At 72.1% G+C, this 20,386-nt stretch carries 16 protein-coding genes; 7 read left to right on the top strand and 9 right to left on the bottom strand.

The window, feature by feature from the left end; all coding sequences use genetic code 11:
• Window positions 1-120 precede the first annotated feature (120 nt).
• The 6 genes from AB0K60_RS21195 to AB0K60_RS21170 form a co-directional block, all read right to left on the bottom strand.
• Window positions 121-1,908, bottom strand: coding sequence for an ATP-binding protein (locus AB0K60_RS21195; RefSeq protein ID WP_364057392.1), 1,788 nt, complete (start codon window positions 1,906-1,908; stop codon window positions 121-123).
• A gap of 342 nt (window positions 1,909-2,250) precedes the next feature.
• Window positions 2,251-3,912, bottom strand: coding sequence for a methyltransferase, FxLD system (fxlM, locus tag AB0K60_RS21190; protein ID WP_364057389.1), 1,662 nt, complete (start codon window positions 3,910-3,912; stop codon window positions 2,251-2,253).
• A gap of 169 nt (window positions 3,913-4,081) precedes the next feature.
• Window positions 4,082-5,281 (bottom strand): helix-turn-helix transcriptional regulator, encoded by a 1,200-nt coding sequence (locus AB0K60_RS21185; protein ID WP_364057633.1) that lies wholly within the window; start codon window positions 5,279-5,281, stop codon window positions 4,082-4,084.
• A gap of 665 nt (window positions 5,282-5,946) precedes the next feature.
• On the bottom strand, window positions 5,947-6,357 hold the full coding sequence (locus AB0K60_RS21180) for a PPOX class F420-dependent oxidoreductase (protein ID WP_364057386.1): 411 nt from the start codon (window positions 6,355-6,357) through the stop codon (window positions 5,947-5,949).
• A gap of 184 nt (window positions 6,358-6,541) precedes the next feature.
• Window positions 6,542-7,396, bottom strand: a complete 855-nt coding sequence (locus AB0K60_RS21175) for a CmcJ/NvfI family oxidoreductase (RefSeq protein WP_364057383.1) — start codon at window positions 7,394-7,396, stop codon at window positions 6,542-6,544.
• A gap of 354 nt (window positions 7,397-7,750) precedes the next feature.
• A complete protein-coding gene (locus AB0K60_RS21170) occupies window positions 7,751-8,284 on the bottom strand; it encodes a hypothetical protein (protein ID WP_364057380.1) in 534 nt (177 codons plus the stop codon).
• A gap of 183 nt (window positions 8,285-8,467) precedes the next feature.
• Here AB0K60_RS21170 and AB0K60_RS21165 point away from each other — a divergent pair, with 183 nt between their 5' ends.
• The gene (locus AB0K60_RS21165; protein WP_364057377.1) at window positions 8,468-9,292 is read left to right on the top strand and encodes an SDR family oxidoreductase; all 825 of its coding nucleotides are present in this window, start codon (window positions 8,468-8,470) and stop codon (window positions 9,290-9,292) included.
• 29 nt (window positions 9,293-9,321) lie between these two features.
• Here AB0K60_RS21165 and AB0K60_RS21160 read toward each other — a convergent pair whose 3' ends face one another.
• The 3 genes from AB0K60_RS21160 to AB0K60_RS21150 are packed head-to-tail and all read right to left on the bottom strand — an operon-like array spanning window position 9,322 to window position 12,406.
• Window positions 9,322-10,122, bottom strand: coding sequence for an SDR family oxidoreductase (locus tag AB0K60_RS21160; RefSeq protein WP_364057374.1), 801 nt, complete (start codon window positions 10,120-10,122; stop codon window positions 9,322-9,324).
• Between the two features lie 38 nt (window positions 10,123-10,160).
• Window positions 10,161-11,225 carry a phosphotransferase family protein gene (locus AB0K60_RS21155; RefSeq protein ID WP_364057371.1) on the bottom strand — a complete coding sequence of 355 codons (1,065 nt, stop codon included), beginning with the start codon at window positions 11,223-11,225 and terminating at the stop codon, window positions 10,161-10,163.
• Window positions 11,222-12,406, bottom strand: coding sequence for an acyl-CoA dehydrogenase family protein (locus AB0K60_RS21150; RefSeq protein ID WP_364057368.1), 1,185 nt, complete (start codon window positions 12,404-12,406; stop codon window positions 11,222-11,224). The genes AB0K60_RS21155 and AB0K60_RS21150 overlap by 4 nt, the downstream gene beginning before the upstream one ends.
• Before the next feature lie 113 nt (window positions 12,407-12,519).
• Here AB0K60_RS21150 and AB0K60_RS21145 point away from each other — a divergent pair, with 113 nt between their 5' ends.
• From AB0K60_RS21145 to AB0K60_RS21120, 6 genes are all read left to right on the top strand, one after another.
• Window positions 12,520-13,104, top strand: a complete 585-nt coding sequence (locus tag AB0K60_RS21145; protein WP_364057366.1) for a TetR/AcrR family transcriptional regulator — start codon at window positions 12,520-12,522, stop codon at window positions 13,102-13,104.
• A gap of 187 nt (window positions 13,105-13,291) precedes the next feature.
• A complete protein-coding gene (locus tag AB0K60_RS21140; protein WP_364057363.1) occupies window positions 13,292-14,245 on the top strand; it encodes an alpha/beta hydrolase in 954 nt (317 codons plus the stop codon).
• A gap of 81 nt (window positions 14,246-14,326) precedes the next feature.
• Window positions 14,327-15,367, top strand: coding sequence for an ABC transporter permease (locus AB0K60_RS21135; RefSeq protein ID WP_364057360.1), 1,041 nt, complete (start codon window positions 14,327-14,329; stop codon window positions 15,365-15,367).
• Window positions 15,368-15,462: 95 nt separating this feature from the next.
• Window positions 15,463-16,788 carry a substrate-binding domain-containing protein gene (locus tag AB0K60_RS21130; protein WP_364057357.1) on the top strand — a complete coding sequence of 442 codons (1,326 nt, stop codon included), beginning with the start codon at window positions 15,463-15,465 and terminating at the stop codon, window positions 16,786-16,788.
• A 46-nt stretch (window positions 16,789-16,834) separates the two neighbouring features.
• Window positions 16,835-19,531: an ATP-binding cassette domain-containing protein gene (locus AB0K60_RS21125; protein WP_364057354.1), complete on the top strand. Its 2,697-nt coding sequence runs from the start codon at window positions 16,835-16,837 to the stop codon at window positions 19,529-19,531.
• Window positions 19,524-20,384 carry a mycofactocin-coupled SDR family oxidoreductase gene (locus AB0K60_RS21120; protein WP_364057351.1) on the top strand — a complete coding sequence of 287 codons (861 nt, stop codon included), beginning with the start codon at window positions 19,524-19,526 and terminating at the stop codon, window positions 20,382-20,384. Before AB0K60_RS21125 ends, AB0K60_RS21120 begins: the two co-directional genes overlap by 8 nt.
• Window positions 20,385-20,386 lie beyond the last annotated feature (2 nt).

Genomic DNA, 20,386 nt, shown 5'->3' with positions numbered 1-20,386 from the left:
GAGCCGCTTCCTGCAGGTGGTGGAGGAGTCACTGCAACGACGGGGCGTCCGTCCGGCGCGCGGGCCGGGGCCGTCGCCCCTGCCTCCTATCTGTGCTGAGGACCGGTGGCGGCGGCCCGGTCAGGAGCCGTCCGAGACCGACGCGGGGGCCGGTGCCGGTGCTGACGTCGGCGCCGGTTCCGGCTCCGATGTTGGTACGGAGACCGGAGCCGACGCGGGTGCCGGAGCCGACGCGGGCACGGAGGCCAGGGCCGACGCGGGTGAGTCCGAAGACGGCTGCGCGGCCCGCGAGGGGCCCGGGGTGCGCCCGCGTCCGCCGGCGTCGCGGAACGCGGCGAGCCGCGCCGCCGCCTCGGCCGCCGATCGGGCGGGTTTGGCGGGCTGCGGCTTGCGCGTCCTGTTCGCCTCGGCCAGCGTCTGTCCACGCCGCCGCCGGGGCAGCGACCCTTCGTCCTCGGCGGCCTCCGCCCCGCGATCCCGGGCCGCCGCCGTCTGCGCGGCGGGCGCGTCCTCGGGCGAGACGGCCGGATTCGGTACGGCGGGCAGCGCCGACCGCTGCGCCGATTCGAGGGGGGACGGCTCGGCGGGCCGGGGCTGCGTGATCAGCAGCCGTGGGATGAGCAGCACCACGCCGGTCCCGCCGCGAGCCGACGGGCGGAAGCTGACCGTCAGGCCGTACTTGTCGGCCAGCCGTCCCACCACGGCGAGGCCGAGGCGGGTGCCGGACAACGTCCGCAGGTCCAGCGGCTCGGAGACCAGCCGGGCGGCGTGGTCGCGCTCCCGGGGGCGCATGCCGAGGCCGCTGTCCTCGATGGTGACCACGACGCCCGCGTCCTCCTCGTCCACGTACACGTGGACCTCGTTGCCGTGCGCGGAGAACGTGGTGGCGTTGTCCATCAGCTCGGCGAGCGCGTGCATCACGCCCTCGGCCGCGTACCCGGCGACGGCGACCGTGCTGGCGTTGTGCAGCCGGATGCGCCGATAGGCGGCGATCCGGCCCATCGCGCCGCGCAGGATGCTCTCCATGACGATCGGCCTGGTCCACCGCCGCCCGGACCGGCCGCCGCTGAGCAGGGCGATGTTGTCCGCCAGGCGGCTCATCTGGGACACCCGGTGGTCCAGGTCGAGCAGGTCGGCGAACACGTCCTCGCGGTCGCCGTACACGTCCTCCAGCTCCCGCAGCCGGGCGAGCAGGCTGGTCGCCTGGGCCTGCACCCGGGCCGCCGCGCCCGCGCAGGCCGCCATCGCCGCCGCTCCCCTGCGCTCGCCCTCGCCGAGCTGCCGGCCCACCTCGCCGAGCAGGGTGCGCAGCGGGGCGAACACCGGGCGGCGCACCTCGGCCAGCGCGGCGTCCACCGGCATCCGCTGCGTGTGCACGCGCCTGACCAGGTCCGGCAGGGTCTCCTCGGCGATCCTTGCGACCTCGTCCTCCATCGCGACGCGGGCCGCGCGGGCGGCGGCGCGCTCGCGTTCGAGCACGTCGAGCTCGTGTCCCAGCACCTTGAGCAGGTGTTGGAACGGTCCTTCCGAAGGGTAGGGAAGATGCGGGAGCGCGTCGGCGACCGGGATTCCGGCGCGCACCTGGCGGCCGAGCGTGGGCACCGTCTCGTCGGCGATGCGCATCGCCTCCCGCTCCATCAGGTCGGTGCGGGCGACCGCGCGGCGCGCCCGTTCGAGCGCCACGCGCGTGGTGGCGGCGTAGTGCTGGACGATGACGACGGCGGCGGTGAGCAGCAGGGCGCTGACGCCCCCCACGAGCGCCATCATCCCCCGTACTTCGGCCGGGCTGGCCAATGTGGCCCACAGCCAGGCGCAGGACACCACCAGCAGCATGCCGAGCGTGGCCAGGACCGCCCGCTCCCTGGCCGCGAGCCTTCGCTGTGTCCGGTGAGATGCGTCTGCTGACATCGGCGGTCCTCGCAGCGGAGGCGGCTCGGTGGAACCGGCCGCGTTTTCATATGAGTTCTCTCGCGCGTGCCCGACGCTGTGGAGTGTCCGTTCCACAACTGAGCGCGAAGAGAGCAGGCCCAAACCGTAGCATCAGGCGGACCGAAAAGAACAGACAGCCACCCACGAACCAGGCGTAGCCTGGAGTAACAACCTCGTTAAGCTCGAATGACTCCAAGATCCCCCACATGGGACATTCGTATTGGAGTAGCCATTGCGAGCGGCCCCGCTAAACCGCCTCCGGCGCGGTGCGGACGTTCCGGGTACGGCCCGCGAAAGGGGGGCCGACCAGCACATCAGGCGTCAATTGCCGACCGGGTCACGCAGAATGCGCGGGCCTATCGCGGGAAGCGTCGGCGTGGGCCAGGAGACGGCGACGTGCACGTGCCGCTTGGTGATGAGGCGGCCGGTGGCGAGCCGGACGGCCGACCCGACGGGGAAATGGCCCGTGCGGTGGCCGGGACCGGATCCTGCGTGCGGGCCGCCCGTGAAGCCGGCGACGGGGCCGGGCACGGAGTCGCCGTGCGCGGCGGCGTGGGGGGCGGCGTGTGAGGTGGCGTGCGGGCCGTCGGCGAAGCCCACGGCCGGGCCGCCCAGGGGGGCGTCATGAGGGGCGGTGTGCAGGCGGCCCGCGACGCCGGGGCCGGTCGCGGAGGCCGCGTGGGCGCCACCGGCGGAGCCGGTCCCTGGGCCGGTCCCTGAGCCGGTCGCCGGGCCGATCCCTGGGCCGGTCATGGGGCCGGTCATAGGGCCGGTCGCGGGGTCGCCGTGCGGGGCGGCGTAGAAACCGGCGCGCGGGCCGGTCGGCCGGGTGAGGCGGGCGGTGATCGGGTGGATGGTGATGCGGGGCCCGGGGCCGCCGCGGTGGTCGCGGTCCCAGACACGTACCTGCTCGGCGAGTTCCTCGGCGAGCCGGGCCGCGTCGGGGCCGTAGGCGTGCGCGCCGAACTCGGCCGTGTGATGTCCTCGGCGCATGGCCAGGTAGGCGAAGCTTCCCGAGGAGGCCATCGCCGGGCAGGCCACGCGGTTGGCCGGGGCGACCAGGCCGGTGTCGAGGTCGGGGTCGACCGACAGCAGGCAGAAGCCGTCCAGCACGGTCGCCAGCCACAGTTCGAGCAGGTCGAAGGGCTTGGTCAGGCCGATCCGCACCCCGGACCACGCCTCGGCGCGCGGCGTGTCGAGCGCGCCGTCGAGCAGGTTCGCGTCGCCCGGCCACTCCTCGTCGAAGCGCAGACCGATCTCCCGGCCGCGCAGCAGCAGCACGTGCTCGGCGTGCGCCCCCGCCCCGCGCATGGGCACGAAACCGCACACCTTCGCGGACCGCACCACCAGGTGGTCGTCCTCCCGCTCCAGCACGACCGAGCGGGTCAGGCCGCGGACGCGCAGCGGAACGACGATCGCGCCGTCCTCGGCGAGCTGGTCGATCCAGGCCGGCGGGATGTCCCAGGCGCCCGCCGTGACGATCACCCGATCGAACGGGGCGTGCTCGGGCGCGCCCTCCTCGCCGTCCCCGAGCACGAGGTTGACGCGGGGATACCCGGCCGCGGCGAGGGACCGGCCGGCCCGGTCGATCACGCCGGGGTCGATGTCGAGGGTGGTGACCTCGCCGCCGTCGCCGACCAGCTCGGCCATGAGCGCGGCGTTGTATCCGCCCGACCCGATCTCCAGGCAGCGCATGCCGCGCTCGATCCCGGCCTGCTCCAGCATCATCGCCTGCACCTGGGGCGCGGAGATGGACCCGACCGCCATGCCGTGCGCGTCGCGCCGGGTGACCAGCCGGTCCAGCGCGTACGCGGCCTCCAGCGGCTCGTCCGGCGCGAACAGGTGCCGGGGCACGCGGGAGAGGGCGGCGGCGACCCGCGGATCGCGGATGTCGCCCAGCTCGCGCAGCCCTTCGACCATGGCCGCGCGCAACCGCACGGCGGTGGAGCCGTCGTTGACATCGGCAGGCCTCGGCCCGGGCATTCACTTCTCCCTATGTTGACGCCGGGGAGCGAACCACATTCGTCATCTCGCCGACAATTTTCTCCGCCTGCTCCCAGGAATCGCGGGAGTCACCCCACGACCCTAGGAATAAGCACGACGGCCGGTGTTCACAAGATGTGAACACCGGCCGTCTTGACAACGCCGATTCTCAGAACCCCATGCGGTGCTCCAGGGCGCGCAACGATTCGGGAAGAGTGCGGTACACCCGGTCAAGCTGCATGACCGTTTCCCGGGACGTTGGGTGGTGACGAGCCATTTGCGGGGCAATCTTTTCGGCTTTCAGGATGCGGTCGAGCGCGCTCTTGTAGCGGCCCACCCACAACAGGGCGCGGGCCATGTCGATCTCGTGATGCGCGCGGCGCTCGGCCCACAGCCTCGGGGACAGGTTGATGCGCTCGTCCATGCGGAACGCGCGATCGTAGTCGCCCAGCTCGATGGCGATCGCGCAGCCGTGCATCGCGACGTTGCCGGCCGTCACCTGCAGGCCGTACGGGTCGTGCTGGTCGCCGTCGCGCCTGGTCACCTCCCTGGCCACATCCTCGGCCACGCCGTGGTGCTCCCAGGCGGACTGCGCGCGCCCGGCCCGCGCGGCGGCGACGGACGCCCGCAGGTGCAGGGCGCCGAACACGGCCAGCCCGTCCCCGTCGTCCGGGTCGACCTCGTCCACCGCCTTCTCGACCATCGCCAGCGCCGTCTCCTGCAGTCCGAAACTGAGCAGCAGCAGCGCCCGCGTCAGGACCACGAGCTGCGGCAACAGCGGATCCTCGGCCCGCTGCGCGGCGATGGCCGCCCGCTCGACCGCCACCTGGGCCAGATCGAGGTAGCCCATCCGGCGCGCGAGCGAGGCCGCGATGGCGTCGGCGTGGTTGAGCAGCCGCCACGCCCGGGGCAGGTCCGTCTCCATCGCGTGCACGGTCAGTTCCTCGATGATGGCGGGGAGCCGGGCTCCCAGCCGCACGTGCTGGGCCGCCCCCTGCAACTGCTGCGACACCGCCAGCTCGTCGTCGAGGGCGTCCAGGGATCGCGGCGGCACCGTGTCGGGGGCCAGATGCCCGTACGTCAGCGCCTTGCGGATCCCGGAGATAGCGCCGTGCACGCCATCGCTCCGGACGCCCTCCCTGCGATACGGCCTGCCGAAGATCTGCGCCGGATCCACCTCCAGCGCGGTGGCCACCGCCGCCACCAGTGAGGGCGTCGCCGGCTTGTGCCCGGCCTCCACCTGCGCGATCAGGCTTCGGGAGACATGGGCCTGCCGCGCGAGCCCCGACTGGGTGAGCCCGCGGACCTTCCGCCAATGTGCGATACGCCGACCGGCGTCCTCGCCGTACTCATCCCCGCCGCTCTTCACCAACGGCCATCCTTCGATAACGATATTTTTTGTGAGTAAAAGGATACGCCTAGTTAGGCGCTTGTCTGCCGTTTGGACGGCAAACGTGAAGACTCGGCGGATTTCCACACCGGCGGCATCGGCATCAGCCGAGCGGCCTCGGCCTCTTGTCCACGTCAAATGCCCTTATACCTGTCCGCGGCGGGCCGCCTGCCGATGTCGGCCGCACTGTTCCCACACCGAAATACCGGCGAGTATTGTCATGTCCGAATCCCGGCAGATTGTTCGACCCTATTCGCGCCGCAGGCTAACGAGGAAACGCTTTCATCCGCGTACGGCCCGCCGGTTCGGCTTGTGGAAGGGCGATGCGAGGCCCGGCCCGCGCGATGACGATGCGAATGGCGTTCGGAGAACGGCGGTCGTGGGATGACGCGCACGAACGCCTCGGGCGGCCGCGCCCAAGAATGATGCCCAAGAGCGGCCCAAGTACGGCGCGAGAACGGCCGGAGAACAACGCCCAAGAACGACGGCAGGATAAGGATCACGGAGGTCCCCGCCCCTGCCACGGCGGCTGACCATACGGACGGCACCGGCGAGAGCGAGGCCGCTCGGACGTGACGTCGAGGGTTCCGGCTGCGGGCGACCATCGGCCGCGGGAGCCCGTCCTCGCCGGTGCGAAGAAAAACTCAGCGCCTCATGTCGGTGCCCACGACGCGCGCGGGGTGCAGGATGACCAGCGAGCGCGTCTCGCCCGGCTTGTCGTGCACGTGGAAGTCCGCGTTGTACTTGGCGCTGACGCGCGCGCACGCGGAGAAGTCGGGGTCGGGCAAGATCTCGGCGTCGCCGCGGATCTCCAGGGTCCGGTAGGGGGTCTGCGGGTCCACGATGAACAGCGTGGCCTTGGGGTCACGCCGCAGGTTCTTCGTCTTCTGCCGGGTGTCGTTGAGGGAGATTTTCAGCAACCCGTCCTCGGCGTCATAGAGGAATGCGACGGCCGTCACCTGGGGCCGGCCGCTGGCGCCGTTGGTGGCGAGGATCGCCGTACCCGCCTCAAGCAGGTCCTTGAAACCTTCGGGGATCTCAGGGGTGTCTACCATGCGCCGACCTTACCGCGCGGACCCGCGTCGCCCTCCGGCGCTTCCGCCCTCCGGAAATCGGTCTGCCCGGGGGCACGTCCTCGCAGGTGAGAGGGGGCGCCCACCATTTCGGCGAAGAACCTGCGCCCCCTTGTCCGACCTCGGAATCCACGCCCGGTACGGCGATCCGGCCGTGTGGAGGCGATCATTCGAAGTAGGCGATGCTGCGGAACTCGATGCTGTGCCGGGGGTGGGTCGCCGCGGCGGTCCGGTCGTGGAACGCGGAGTGCGGAACCATCCAGGCCACCGAGCGGTCGCTGTCGTTGAGCTTGATCAGCAGGATCTCGTCGCGGGTCATGTCCGGGAAGTACCACCACTGGTGGTACGGCTTGTGGTGGAACTCGAAACCCTTCGCGCCGGGGTGGTCCGCGGGCATCTCGGCGTACAGGTCGTCGGGGATGCGGTCGACGAAGTACATGCGGTTGGGCAGCCCCTCGCCGGGCCGCACGCTCGTGTAGTCGCAGATGGCGAGCGGCCAGTCCTGCGGCGGCGGGCTGAACACGCGCCACAGGCTGGTGATGATCGCCCTCCGGTAGCCGGGCCCGTCGGGGAAGAAGGAGGAGTACGCCGACGAGGCCCGCTCGTGCGCGCCCTCGATCGAGAAGTCGTTGTGCACCAGCGCGGCCTGCGGCTGGGAGGCGTTCGCGGCGGGGCTGGCGGCGCGGCGCAGCGTCCAGCCGAGCGTCGCCACCCGGTCGGCGCCGGTGTGCGCCTTGATGAACTCGGCCACCTCGCCGGGGTAGACGCGGTCGACCTCGTCCCGGTCGGTGAAGTCCCGCACCGTCGAGCGGTGTTCGAAGAGCGCGAAGCCGTTGCGGTCGAGGGTGAACCGGTCGCTGATCGGGCGGCCGTCGTGGATCGGCATCAGGTACGGCCGGTAGATGCCGGTGTTGACGCTCGCCCCCGGCGCGGTGAAGCGGCGAAGCACGGTGGACTCGGGGGCGAGATAGCTGAGCTCGCCCTGGACCGTACGGATCTGCGTGTCGTCGGCGACCGTCATCACTGCCTCTCCTGTTCAGGACCCGCGACCCGGCCTGATCCGTGCGTGATTCTCCGTTCAGGACGCACCGCGGTGAGTTCCCTGCATGGCTAGCCTCCGTCTTCGCGGTGTCGTCAGGCCCCTTCTTTTCGCCCAGGCGAAAGGGAATCTTCCGGCGAATCCCGGCGAATCAGCGGCAGCGAGGCCACGACCTCGGCCGCTCCCGTCCACCGACGAAGAAGGGCGGCCCTCGCAAGGACCGCCCTTCCGGCATCTCAACGGTGCATCGCAACGGTGTCCGCTCCACGCGCACGCCCTGCTCGCGTCCGCCCGTACGGGCGTGCGGAGTGGCCGGCTCCGTACGACGACCCGCGATCAGTTGCGCTCGCAGGCCGTCTCGCTCTCGGCCCGGCAGAGGTCGCTGCCGGCGCCGCCGTTCGCCCGGTCGCCGCCGTCGGCGCCGCCGTCCAGGGTGTCGTCGCCGCCGTTGCCGTTCAGCGTGTCCTGACCAGCGCCGCCGAACACGTTGTCCCGGCCCGAACCACCGTTGTAGGTGTCGAAGCCGACGCCGAGGGACGCGGTCGTGGGCAGGTTGGTGGTGTTGCTCACCCGGTCGCTGCCGTTACCGGTGTTGATCACCAGCCGGACGACGCTGCCGGCCGGGCAGCGTACAAGGCTGCCGGAGCGCGTGCAGGACCCGCTGGGCAGCGGCGCGTCAGCCGGGTTGGAGATCGTGATAAAGCTCCCGCTACGGCTGACCGTGATGTTGTCGGCCGCGTTGCCCGAGGTGATCGTCAACGTCCCACCGCTCACCGACACGTTCGTGAACGCGTGCGCGGGGCTCGCGAGGAACAGCAACGGAGCGGCGACGAGGCTGCCGACGGCCAGGCTCTTGACTATGGCGCGCATGACTTCTCCTTATTGAAAAATCTGGGTGACTTCGTTAAGAGAAGTAGATCCGAGAACCCCGCGATCGCTCCGCGCCGTTGTGCACAGTACGTATGTGTACAACTGCACAGGACGTACCGGGACACAAAGGGGCGGCCGGAAAAGGAGATGACCGGGCCGGGCGGGCGGTGCGAGACTGCGGCGGTGATCGATCCTCGTCTGGCGGGCCGGGTCGCGCTGGTCACCGGGGCGAATCAGGGCATCGGCGCGGCCACCGCGGTCGCGCTGGGCGCGTGCGGCGTCGCGGTCCTGGTCGCGTACAAGCGGCTCGATCCGGCCGAGCACGCCGATGATCCCGCCTTTCCCGCCGGCTACGGCGAGTCACGGGCGCGGGACGCCTCGGGCGTGGTGGCCGCGATTCGGCGGGGCGGCGGGCGGGCCGAGGCGGTGGAGGCCGACCTCGCCGATCCGGCCGCGCCCGCGATGCTGTTCGACCGGGCGGAGGAGGCGTTCGGGCCGGTGGAGATCCTGGTGAACAACGCCAGCGGCTGGCTCGCCGACACGTTTCTGCCCGAGGCACGGGACCGGTTCGGGCGGGCCCTGCGCCCGGTCGACGCCGGCTCGTACGAGCGGCAGTTCGCCGTGGACGTGCGCGCCCCCGCGCTGCTGATCGCCGAGTTCGCCCGCCGTCACGTACGGCGCGGGGCCACCTGGGGCCGGATCGTCGGCCTCACCTCCGGCGGGCCGCACGGCTTTCCCGAGGAGGTCTCGTACGGCGCCGCCAAGGCCGCCCAGGAGAACTACACGATGTCGGCCGCCGCCGAGCTCGGCCGCTACGGCATCACCGCGAACATGGTCCGCCCGCCCGCCACCGACACCGGCTGGGTCACCCCGGCGGTTGAGGAGGCGGTCGTCGCCACCAGCCCGCTGCGCCACGTCGGCCGCCCCGAGGAGGTCGCCGAAGTGATCGTCTTCCTCGCCTCGCACCAGGCCCGTTACATCACCGGCCAGCTCATCGTCATGTCCTGACCGCGCCCGCTACGAACCCGGGCGACGGCTCAGCGCATGGTCGTGCCGCCGTCCACGCTCAGCGTGGTGCCGGTGATGTAGGAGGAGGCGTCGCTCGCCAGGAACAGCACGGCGGCGTCCAGTTCCCGCTGCTCGCCGAGGCGGCCGAGCGGCCCCGCCGAGCGCACGTACTCCAGCAGGCGGTCCTCCGGGATCGTCGCCGACATCTCCGAGGCGAAGTAGCCGGGGGCGATCGCGTTGACCCGGATGCCTCTGCGGCCGGACCACTGCTGGGCCAGGTCGCGGGTGAGGCCGATCAGGCCGGCCTTGCTCGCGCTGTAGGCCGCCTGCGGCGCCCAGGACGGGATCAGGCCGAACATGCTGGCGACGTTCACGATGCTGGAGCCGGGCTCCATGACCCGGCCGCAGGCCTGCGCCATCCAGTACGCGCCTTCCAGGTTCACCTCGAGCACCCGGCGGAACTCCTCCGGCTTCTCGCGCACCGCGGGGACGGCCGTGCCCACGCCCGCGTTGTTGATCAGCACGTCGACGCGGCCGAGCCGCTCGACCGTCGCCGCCACCAGCCGGTCGCAGTCGTCCGGGAGGGCGACGTCGACGGGCTCGAAGTCCACCCGCGCCCCCGCCGCGGCGAGTTCGTCCGCGGCCGTCTTCAGCCGATCGACGCGGCGTGCGCCCAGCATCACCGACGCGCCCGCGCCGGCGAGCGCCCAGGCGAAGCCGAGGCCCAGGCCCGAGCTCGCCCCGGTGATCAGCACCACCTTGCCGTCCAGCCGGAACCACCGGGTGGGATCCTCCAGCGCGCGCTTCTCCGGCACCTTGTGCTCCTCCATCAGCTCAGTTCGCCCATCCGCTCAGTTCGCCCATCGGCTCAGTTCGCCCGTCGGCTCAGTTCGCGCAGGCCACGGGCGGCCAGCAGCGGTACGGCGGCGTCCACCCCGGCGTACCCCTCCCCCACGGTCCGGCCGCTCAGATACCGCGCGTGTACGCCCTCCAGGATGATGGCCAGCTTGAGGCAGCCGAACGCCGTGTAGTACGGCAGCGCGCCCAGCTCGGCGCCGGTCCGCTTGGCGTACCTCTCGGCGAGCCGCGCGGCGGTGGGGAAGCCGGGGTGGGCGGTGAGCCCGGCGGCGACCGGGATCGTCGATCGCTCGTCGTCGCCGGGGTCGTGCCAGTAGACGAGCGCCAGGCCGAGATCGGCGAGCGGGTCGCCCAGCGTGGACAGCTCCCAGTCGAGCACCGCCGTGATCGCCGGGACCGGCCCGGTGACGTCGACGAGGGTGTTGTCCAGCCGGAAGTCCCCGTGCACGATCGCGGACCGGCCCTCGGGCGGCAGCCGGTCGGCGAGCCGGCCCAGCAGGGTGTCCACGTCGGGCAGGGACCGGGTGCGCGACCGCCGCCACTGCTCGCCCCACCGCCTGAGCTGGCGGGCGAGATATCCCTCGGGACGGCCGAAATCGGACAGGCCGACCTCGCCGGGGTCGATGCCGTGCAGCGCGGCGAGGGTGTCGATCAGCAATTCGCCGATCGCCTCGCGTTGCGTGGGGGTCAGCGCGGCGGTGCCCTCGGGGGTGCGCAGCACGACGCCCGGCGCCTCGCGCATCACGTAGAACGGCGCCCCGATGACGTCGGTGCCGGTGCACTGCGCCAGCGTCTCCGGCACCGGGACCGGGCCGCCGCGCAACGCCGTCAGGACGCGGAACTCGCGGCCCATGTCGTGCGCGCTCGGCAGGGCCCCGGTCAGCGGGGGGCGGCGCAGCACCAGGCCGCCGCCTGCCGTACGCAGGCGGTAGGTGATGTTGGACAGGCCGCCGGAGATGAGCTCCGCGGTCCACGGGCGGTCGCCGACGATGTCCGGCAGCGTCTCGCGCAGCCACGCGTCCACCGCCGCCGCAGGGAGCCCGGGGAGATCGGGAAGATCGGGCGGGGACGTCACGGCGACTCCGCGCGGGCCCGGCGGGCGGCGCGCTTGGCGATCGACATCCGGTGGGTCTCGGACGCGCCGTCATAGATCCGGAAGGCCCGGATGTCGGCGTAGATGCGGCCGATGACCAGATCCTCGGTGGTGCCCATGCCGCCCGCGAGCTGCACGGCGCGGTCCACCACCCGCCCTGCCGCCTCGCTCACGAACACCTTGGCGCGCGAGGACTCCTCGGTGCCCTTGCTCCCGGTCGCGAGCTGCCAGCAGGTGTGCCAGAGCAGGGCCCGCGCGGCGGCCAGGTCGATCTCGTTGTCCGCGATGAGCTGCTGGGCCATGCCGAGCTCGGCGAGGGGGGACCCGAACAGCTCCCGGCGTACGGCCCGGCCGAGCGCGATCTCGTGCGCCCGCCGGGCCGCGCCGAGCCAGCGCATGCAGTGGGTGAGCCGGGCCGGGGCGAGGCGGACCTGCGCGTACCGGAAGCCGAGGCCGGGCTCGCCGAGCACGGCCTCGTCGCCGACCTCGACGTCCTTGAGCAGCACGTGGCAGTGGCCGCCGACCATGGTCGTGTCGAGCGTGCGGGCGTGGCCGGTGACCTGCCAGCCGGGATTGCCGGCGTCGACCAGGAACATCGTCGCGCCGCCGCCGTCGGGCAGGCCGCCGCGCGCCATCACGATCGCGAAGTCGGCCCCCTGCGCGCCGGTGATCAGGTGTTTCTCGCCGGAGATGAGCCAGCCGCCGGCGTGCCGCCGCACCGTGGTGCGCAGCGCCTGCGGATCGGAGCCCGCGCCCGGCGGGGGCTCGGTCATCGCGAAGCAGGACCGCGCCGCGCCGGCGACCAGGGGTGCCAGGTAGCGGGCGCGCTGCGCCGGGGTCGCGATCTCGTTGAGCAGGTGGATGTTGCCCTCGTCCGGCGCGGCGCAGTTCAGCGCGAGCGGGCCGAGCAGGCTGGTGCCGGCCTCCTCCAGCAGCACGGCGGCCTCGTCGAAGCGGAATCCGCCGCCGCCGAGCTCGGCGGGGGCCTGCGGGGCCCAGACGCCCGCCGCGCGGGCGGCGGACTGCAGCTCCCGCCGCAGCTCGTCGTCGACGCCGTGCGCGAACGCCGCCTGCTCGCGGGGGATCACCACCTCGGCGACGAACCGGGCGATGCGCTCGCGCCACTCCGCCACCCGTGGGCTCAGGGACAGGTCGAAGGCCATCGCCACTCCGTTCGCTAATGACCGTTAGCCAAATGATGTGCACGTGAACAGGGGTTCGTCAAGGCGAGGAGCGATGATGGCCAACAATCGATAGCAATCGCTAGACTCGCGGAGTGGCGGCACCACGGGGAAGCATCGACGTTTCGGCGATCCGTGCCGCGGCGCTCTCGCTCTTCGCCGAGCGGGGCTACCGCGCCACCGGCATGGCCGACATCGGCGCCGCGCTCGGCATTCGCGGGCCCAGCCTGTATCGGCACGTGGAGTCGAAGCACGCGCTGCTCCGCGACATCATGCTCGGCACGATGCGCGTGCTCATCGCCGAGCAGCGGGCCGCGCTGGAGTCCTCCGGCGACGTGGTCGTCCAGGTGCGCCGGATGGTGGAGGCGCACGTGCGGTTCCACGCCGGGCACCGCGAGGAGGCCTTCGTCGGCAACCGCGAGATCGGCAATCTCGAACCCGGCGCGCGGGCCGAGGTCCTGGCGCTGCGCTCGCGCTACGAGCACACCCTGCGCGAGGCCATCGAGCGCGGCCGCGCGCTCGGGCGCTTCACGGTCGCCGAGCCGCGGCTGGCCTCCTACGCGATCCTCGACATGGGCATCGGCGTCGCCGTCTGGTTCCGCGCCGACGGGCCGTACAGCGTGAACCAGGTGGCGTACGCCCACGCCGATCTCGCCATCCGCATGCTCGGCGCGTCGTAACCTGCACGAAACACCAGCTCAACATGTGTACCAGCACTACACATGCGATCACGTGCTGATTCTTGATCTTGCCGACATCCGCGTACATCGACGCTTCCGGGTGTGAATTAATAGTTGACACCCAATGTGACCTGGGTTACGTTCCTCGGCACCAACGCAACGCAGCCGACACATTCGGGAGGGCGCGATGACCCAACGCGAGGTCGAGTTCGTCAGCGGCGGGGAGACGGTCCGCGGCGACCTGCTCCTGCCCGACGGGGAGGGCCCGTTCCCCGTCGTCGTGATGGCGGGGGGCTGGTGTTACGTCAAGGAGCTGCGGCAGCCGCAGTACGCCGCCGAGTTCGTCCGGCGCGGCTTCGCCGCCCTGATCTTCGACTACCGGCGGCTCGGCGCGAGCGACGGCCTGCCGCGCCAGCACATCGACCCGTGGGACCAGATCGAGGACTACAAGAACGCGATCACGTTCGCCGCCGCGCAGCCGGAGCTCGACGCCGACCGCATCGGCGTCTGGGGCATCTCCTACAGCGGCGGGCACGTGCTGATCGTCGGGGCCGTGGACCCGCGGGTGAAGGCCGTGGTCTCCAACGTCCCAGTGATCGACGGCTACGAGACCATGTGGCGGATGCACGGCACCGACCGGTTCCGCAAGCTGAAGGAGTTCGTCGCCGCGGACCGCGTCAAGCGCACCCAGACCGGCGAGTACGGCTACATGGCGATGTCGGGGGTGCCCAAGGGGCCCGACGACGACTTCTCCGTGTGGCCCGACGACGACGTGCTCGAGGTCTTCAACGAGCTCAAGGCGACGCAGGCGCCGCGGCACGAGCATCGCAACACGATCGCCTCGCTGGAGCGGCTGATGGAGTACAACGCCGCGCCGTACGCGCCGAGGCTGCTCGACAAGCCGGTCATGATGATCGTCGCCGATCGGGACGACATCACCATGTGGGACCAGGAGATCGCGGCGTACGACGCGATCCCGAGCTCCCGCAAGGAGCTCGTGGTCCTGCCCGCCACCGACCACATGACGCTCTACAGCAACGTCACCGCCCTCGACTACGCCGCCCGCGCGGCCGGGTCCTGGTTCGACCGGCACCTGAGGGAACTGCCGACGGTGGCCAACCAGATCGTCCGGTACGCCTGAGCCGCCGCCGGCGGCACCAGCACCACCACCCAGCACCAACCCAGCACCAACCCAGCACCAACGAGGAAAGGAGGGAGCGCCATGGCCCAGCAGACGGCCGGTCGCCCGGCCCGCCGGTGGGTGGACCTGCGGTGGCGGGGCGCTCCGGTCGCGCTGCCCTGGGCGGTCGCCCTGCTGATGCTCGTCGTCAGTGTGGCGATCTTCCCGAGCAGCATCAGCTTCGGCGGCCTGGCGACGATGACCCCGCTGCTCGGCGTGCTGATCGTCGCCTCGCTCGGGCAGTCGCTGGTGATCGGCACCGGCGGCATCGACCTCAGCGTGTCGTCGGTCGTCACCGTCGCCGGCGTCGTCTTCGTGATGAAGAGCGCGGGCGACGGCGCGTCCCTTCCGGTGGCCATCGGGTACGCCGTCGGGGCGGGCCTGCTCTGCGGCGTCGCCAACGGGGTGCTCGTCGAGCGCGTCGGCCTCAGCCCGCTGGTCGCCACCCTGGCGACGGGCCAGGTCATGGCCGGTCTGGCGCACATCTGGTACAGCTCGGGGGTCAACCGGCTGAACGTGCCGGCCGAGTGGAGCGCGTTCACCGGGGCCACGCTCGGCGGCGGGATCAGCCCCATCCTCGTCGCGTCCGTCGTGCTGGTGGCGCTGACCAGCGTCGTGCTCGGGTACACGGCCGTGGGCCGCCGGCTCACCGCCGCGAGCACCGGCCCGCGGGCCGCCCGGTATCAGGGCATCGCCGTACGGCGGTACCGGGTCGCGACCTATGTCGTGGCGGCGCTGCTGTACAGCGTCGGGGGCGTGCTGCTGGTCGGCAGCATCGGCACGCCGACGCTGTCGCTCGGCGACGCCTACCAGCTCTCCACGATCGTGGTCGTCGTGCTCGGCGGCGCGGCCCTCAGCGGCGGCCGACTGCACCCGGCCGCGACCCTGGCCGGGGCGGTCTTCCTCACCTTCATCAACCAGGACGTCGCCGCGACCGGCGTCGCGCCCGGCACGCAGGGCGTGATCCAGGGCGCCGTCCTCGTCCTCGCCATGCTGGCCACCGGGCTCACCACCGGGCTCAGCACGGCACGCCTGCTCCGCCGCCGGCGTACCGGCGGCACGGCCGACGCGGCAGTCGCCTGACCACGGCAGCAGAACGGCCTGATCACCCCCCTACATCACCCTCCCGTCACCGTCTCGCATCCCGTCACCCGTCACGACCCAGAGAAGAGGATGCCGTGTTCACGGAACGACCCCCACGCACGCGCACGCCACGCTTCCCCGCCCTCCTCGCCGCCGGGGCGCTCGTCGCCGCGACCGCGCTGTCCGGCTGCACCTCATCCACCGGCTCCACCGGCACCACGGGCACGACCGGGGCCACCGGGGCCGGGGCCTCGCCCGGCGGGGACGCCTCGCTGTACGAGCCCACGCCGTTCAACCTGACGGACGAGCAGAAGGCGGACATCCTGAAGAAGGCGTTCCTCACCGACGCCATCACGGCCGACCGGCTCGACCCGACCATCGTGCAGGGCCTGTACGAGGCCGGGCGGGACTACACCGACCAGCAGGTCACGACCGCGGCGGGCTGCATGAGCCAGCCGACCTGCAAGATCGGTGAGGGGCCGCTGACCCTGGCGATCCTCGACGGCGCCGGGTCGGACCTGTGGCGGCGCATCACCCGGGCGCAGATCACCCTGCAGGCCACCTCGTACCCCAACATCGGCACGGTGATCTACCTGCAGGCCGACGGCAACCAGCAGACGATGCAGGCCAACCTGAAGACGCTGATCGCCCGCAAGGTCACCGGGATCGTCACGTACGACGACTTCGGCCCGGCCATGACCGCCGCGTTCCAGCAGGCCACCAACGCGGGCATCCCGGTCGTCGCGTACGGCGGCGTCCCGGGCCCGGACGCGGCCGGGGCGGTTGTGTCGCAGGTCGCCTCCGACTTCTGCGACGACGGCAACCAGATGGCGCAGACGACCGCGAAGATGCTGAACAACACCGGAAACGTCGCGTTCTTCACCGGTACGCCGGGCAACCCGCAGGGCGCCGGATGGCAGAAGTGCGCGGAGGAGTGGTTCAAGAAGAACGCCCCCGGCATCAAGGTCGCCAACCGGTCCAACACCAACTGGACCGAGGGCGGCGCGGTGTCCGCCACCAGCGCCCTGATCTCGACCGGCCAGAAGATCGACGCGGTGCTGTACGACTACGCCAAGCAGACGGTGAACATCGTCCAGACCTACAAGAAGGCGAAGCTCAAGGTTCCGGCGCAGGTCACCTGGACCTCGGACAACTCGCTGCTGGAGATCTGGGAGAAGGACCTCGGCACGCCGAACGAGTGGCAGCTCGCGTACTCCAGCAGCATCAACTTCGAGGGGGGCATCGCGCTCGCGGCGCTGATGAGCCACCTGGCGGGCAAGAAGGTCTCGCCGACGCTGACGTTCCCGCTGCCGTTCGTGCCGGCGAAGAAGGGCGACTACCTGCCCGACCAGCCGGCGAACGCCCCCGGCCCGACGTTGATGCCGGACTCCCTGCTCACGACGCTGCTCGCCGCCGGCTGAGCGGACGTCCCCGGCACCCCTGCGGCACACCACTGAAGGAGCAAGGATGAGGTCGATCGGACGCGAAACCGATCCGGGCGCGGCCGCGCTCGACGCGACCGGCCCGTCCGGCGGCGGCCTGGTCGCCGAGGCGGTCACCAAGACCTTCGGATCCACCGTCGCTCTGAACGGGATGTCGGCGACGTTCGGCCGCGGCGTCGTGCACGGCCTGATCGGCGAGAACGGCTCCGGCAAGTCGACGTTCGTGAAGATCGTCGCCGGGATCCACCGCGCCGACGCCGGGCTGGTCGGGTTCGACGGGGTGCCGCTGACCGGCTCGGCGGGCGCCGATTCCGCCGGGGCCGCCGGGAGTCCCGATAACGCCGGGGGTCCCGAAAACGCCGCACGGATCGCCTGCGTCTATCAGGACGGCTCGCTCATCGACGAGCTCACCGTCGCGCAGAACCTCGACCTCATCGTCGAGCCCGAGTTCCGCCCGGAGACCGGAGGCGAGCCCTGGCAGCGGGCGGTCCTCGACGCGGCCGGGCTCGGCGACGTCGGCCTCGACAGCCGGACCGGCGACCTGCCCGGCAACGAGCAGCGCCTGGTGGAGATCGCGGCGGTGCTGGCCCGGCGGCCCGACGTGATCCTCTTCGACGAGTCGACGTCCACGCTGGACGAGACCGGCGTCGCCTGGGTCCTGGAGAGCATGCGCGCCGCGGCGGCGCGCGGCGCGTGCGTCATCTTCGTGACCCACCGGCTGCACGAGGTCCTCGCGGTCACCTCGCACATCGCGATCCTGCGCGACGGCGTGCTCGTGGCCGAGCTGCCGACCGCCGGGGCGAGCACCGAGGAGCTGGTCCGCCACATGGCGGGCCGGGAGGTGACGGCGTTCACCCGGCGGGCCGCCGTCCGCGACGCGGGCACGCCGGTGGCCCTGCGCAGCGCCGGGCTGCGGGCGGCGTCCTGCGGCCCGATCGATCTCGCCGTACGGCGCGGCGAGATCGTCGGCATCGGCGGCGCGGCGGGCAACGGCCAGGCCGAGCTGATCCGGGCGCTCGCCGGCGACGGCCTCGACGGGGGCGAGGTCACCGTCGGCGGCGTCCCGCTGCGCCGGGCCGAGGACGCCGCCGACGCCGGGGCGGTCTTCGTCAGCTCCGACCGCCGCGCGGAGTCGCTGTCCTCCCTGCTGTCGATCCGCGAGAACTACACGCTCGCGCTGGAGGCGTCGGCCGGGCGGTGGTGGCGCTGGCTGCGCCGCCGCCGCGAGGTCGCCCGGGCGACGGAGCTGGCCGACGCCTACGACCTGGCGCGCGGCTCGATCGAGCAGCCGGTGGCCACGCTGTCCGGCGGCAACCAGCAGAAGGTGGCCGTCGGGCGGGCGGTGGCCCGGGAGCCGAAGGTGCTGCTGATCGAGGAGCCGACCGAGGGCGTCGACGTGCGGTCGCGGTTCGACATCTACCGCTCGCTCGTCGCGGTCGCCGAGCAGGGCACGGCCGTGGTCTTCACCTCCAGCGACGCCGGGGAGCTGCGGCTGCTCGCGGACCGGGTCGTCGTGCTCGCCAGGGGCCGCAGCGTGGCCGAGCTGCACGGCGAAGAGGTGACGGAGGAGGCGATCGTCCACGCGTTCACCACCGCGAAGGAGCGGCAGGAGGAGCGGGAGCACCGGGCGGAGCCCGAGCCGGGCGACCGGCGCGATCGGGCCCCGCGCCACGCCGAACGTCCCACGCGGCGGCCCGGTCAGCAGCCCAGACCGCAGCCCGGTCAGCAGCCCATTCGGCGGCCCGGTCGGCGCTCGACGCTGACCCCGGCCACGTTCGGCCTGCTCGCCGTCCTGCTCGCGGTGCTGTGGATCTACGGCACGTACCGGGATCCGAACTTCGGCACGGTCGGCAACCTCGGCGCGATCCTGCAGCTCAGCCTCCCGCTGGCGCTCGCCGCGCTGGCCCAGCTCCCGGTGCTGCTCGTCGCCGAGATCGACGCGTCGATCGGCTCGATGATGGGCCTGATCGTCGTCCTGCTGTCGTTCTTCCCGGCGACGTCGCCGCCGCTGCTGATCGGGCTGGCGATCGCCGCCGGGGTGCTGCTCGGGGCGGTGAACGCGCTGCTGGTCGTACGCCTCCGGGTCACCGCCGTGATCGCCACGATCGCCACGCTCGGGATCTTCCTCGGCGTGGGGCGCATCCTGCGCCCGGAGCCGTCCGGTCTCATCAACAACGAGCTCGCCGTGCTGCTCGGCCAAGGGGTGGCGCACATCCCCGGGCTCTTCCTCGTCGTCCTCGTCCTGGCGATTCTCCTCGATTTCTGGGTAAACCGCACACGGGCCGGGCTGCGCTCCCGCGCGGTCGGGTACTCGGCGGTCCGGGCGGCGCAGCTCGGCGTGCGCACCGCGCGCTTCCGCGCCGCGATGTTCGTCGTCGCGGGGGCGCTCGCCGGTCTCGGCGCGGTGGCGCTCGCGGCGCAGACCGGGGTCGGCGACCCGGGCTCGGGGAGCGGGTACACGCTGCTGTCGATCGCCGTGCCGGTGATCGGCGGCGCGCTGCTCGCCGGCGGACGCGGCTCGGCGATCGGCTGCGTGCTCGCCGCGCTCTTCGTCGCCGAGGTCCAGGACTTCATCCCGTTCGTCGACGTGCCGACGGGCGGCTACCTGATCGCCGTCGGAGTGCTCACCATCGTCGCTTTGATCATCAGCACCGTCCGGCCGTCGGCGGCCATCGGAAGCCTCAGCCGGCTGATCACGAAGGAGAGTAGGAACAATGCCTGATCTCACCGGACATGTTGCCCTCATCACCGGCGCGGCGCGCGGCCAGGGCCGTTCGCACGCCCTCGCGCTGGCCGAGGCCGGGGCGGACATCATCGCGGTCGATCTGTGCCGGGACGTCGCCACCGCCCCGTACCCGCTGGCGACCCGGGCCGAGCTCGACGCCGTCGTCAAGGAGGTGGAGAGCCTCGGCCGCCGGGTGATCGCGGCCGAGTGCGACGTACGCGACAGTGCGGGCCTGGCCGAGGTGGTGAGCCGGGGCGTGGCCGAGTTCGGCCACATCGACATCCTGGTGGCGAACGCCGGGATCTGGGCGCTCGGCCGGCTCTGGGAGATCACCGAAGAGCAGTGGCAGGAGATGCTCGACATCAACCTGACCGGCGTGTGGCGCACGGTGAAGGCCGTCGTCCCGACCATGATCGAGCAGAAGCGCGGCTCGATCGTGCTGACCTCGTCGGTGAACGGCTTCGAGGCCGGCGCGGGCATGACCCACTACGTCGCGGCCAAGCACGGCGTGCTCGGGCTGATGCGCAACGCGGCCATCGAGCTCGGGCCGTACAACATCCGCTGCAACGCCGTCTGCCCCGGCATCGTCGACACGAAGATGAACGACTGGCAGGGCGCGTACGACATGATGGCCGGCGGCCCGGGCGGCACGCCGCAGGACCGGCGGGACAACGCCTACGGCTGGTCGGCGCTGGCGGGCCGGGGCCTGCTCGACCCGGCGACGGTCAGCCGCTCGGTCGTCTTCCTCGCCTCCGACGACGCCCGCGACATCACCGGCGTGGCCCTGCCCGTCGACGGCGGGCACGCGGTCCTCCCCGGCAGCAACCCGAACCCGATCCGCGAGCTCTGATC

The sequence above is a fragment of the Thermopolyspora sp. NPDC052614 genome, assembly GCF_040678635.1.
Lineage (GTDB): Bacteria > Actinomycetota > Actinomycetes > Streptosporangiales > Streptosporangiaceae > Thermopolyspora.
This window is presented reverse-complemented; position numbering and strand designations above follow the sequence as displayed.

Bases quoted from the DNA above. Each gene is read 5' to 3' on its own strand.
- AB0K60_RS21140 (WP_364057363.1), top strand. From the start codon at position 13,292: ATGACCCAACGCGAGGTCGAGTTCGTCAGCGGCGGGGAGACGGTCCGC.
- AB0K60_RS21160 (WP_364057374.1), bottom strand. From the start codon at position 10,122: ATGGAGGAGCACAAGGTGCCGGAGAAGCGCGCGCTGGAGGATCCCACC.
- AB0K60_RS21135 (WP_364057360.1), top strand. From the start codon at position 14,327: ATGGCCCAGCAGACGGCCGGTCGCCCGGCCCGCCGGTGGGTGGACCTG.
- fxlM (WP_364057389.1), bottom strand. From the start codon at position 3,912: ATGCCCGGGCCGAGGCCTGCCGATGTCAACGACGGCTCCACCGCCGTG.
- AB0K60_RS21180 (WP_364057386.1), bottom strand. From the start codon at position 6,357: ATGGTAGACACCCCTGAGATCCCCGAAGGTTTCAAGGACCTGCTTGAG.
- AB0K60_RS21150 (WP_364057368.1), bottom strand. From the start codon at position 12,406: ATGGCCTTCGACCTGTCCCTGAGCCCACGGGTGGCGGAGTGGCGCGAG.
- AB0K60_RS21175 (WP_364057383.1), bottom strand. From the start codon at position 7,396: ATGACGGTCGCCGACGACACGCAGATCCGTACGGTCCAGGGCGAGCTC.
- AB0K60_RS21195 (WP_364057392.1), bottom strand. From the start codon at position 1,908: ATGTCAGCAGACGCATCTCACCGGACACAGCGAAGGCTCGCGGCCAGG.
- AB0K60_RS21170 (WP_364057380.1), bottom strand. From the start codon at position 8,284: ATGCGCGCCATAGTCAAGAGCCTGGCCGTCGGCAGCCTCGTCGCCGCT.
- AB0K60_RS21120 (WP_364057351.1), top strand. From the start codon at position 19,524: ATGCCTGATCTCACCGGACATGTTGCCCTCATCACCGGCGCGGCGCGC.
- AB0K60_RS21125 (WP_364057354.1), top strand. From the start codon at position 16,835: ATGAGGTCGATCGGACGCGAAACCGATCCGGGCGCGGCCGCGCTCGAC.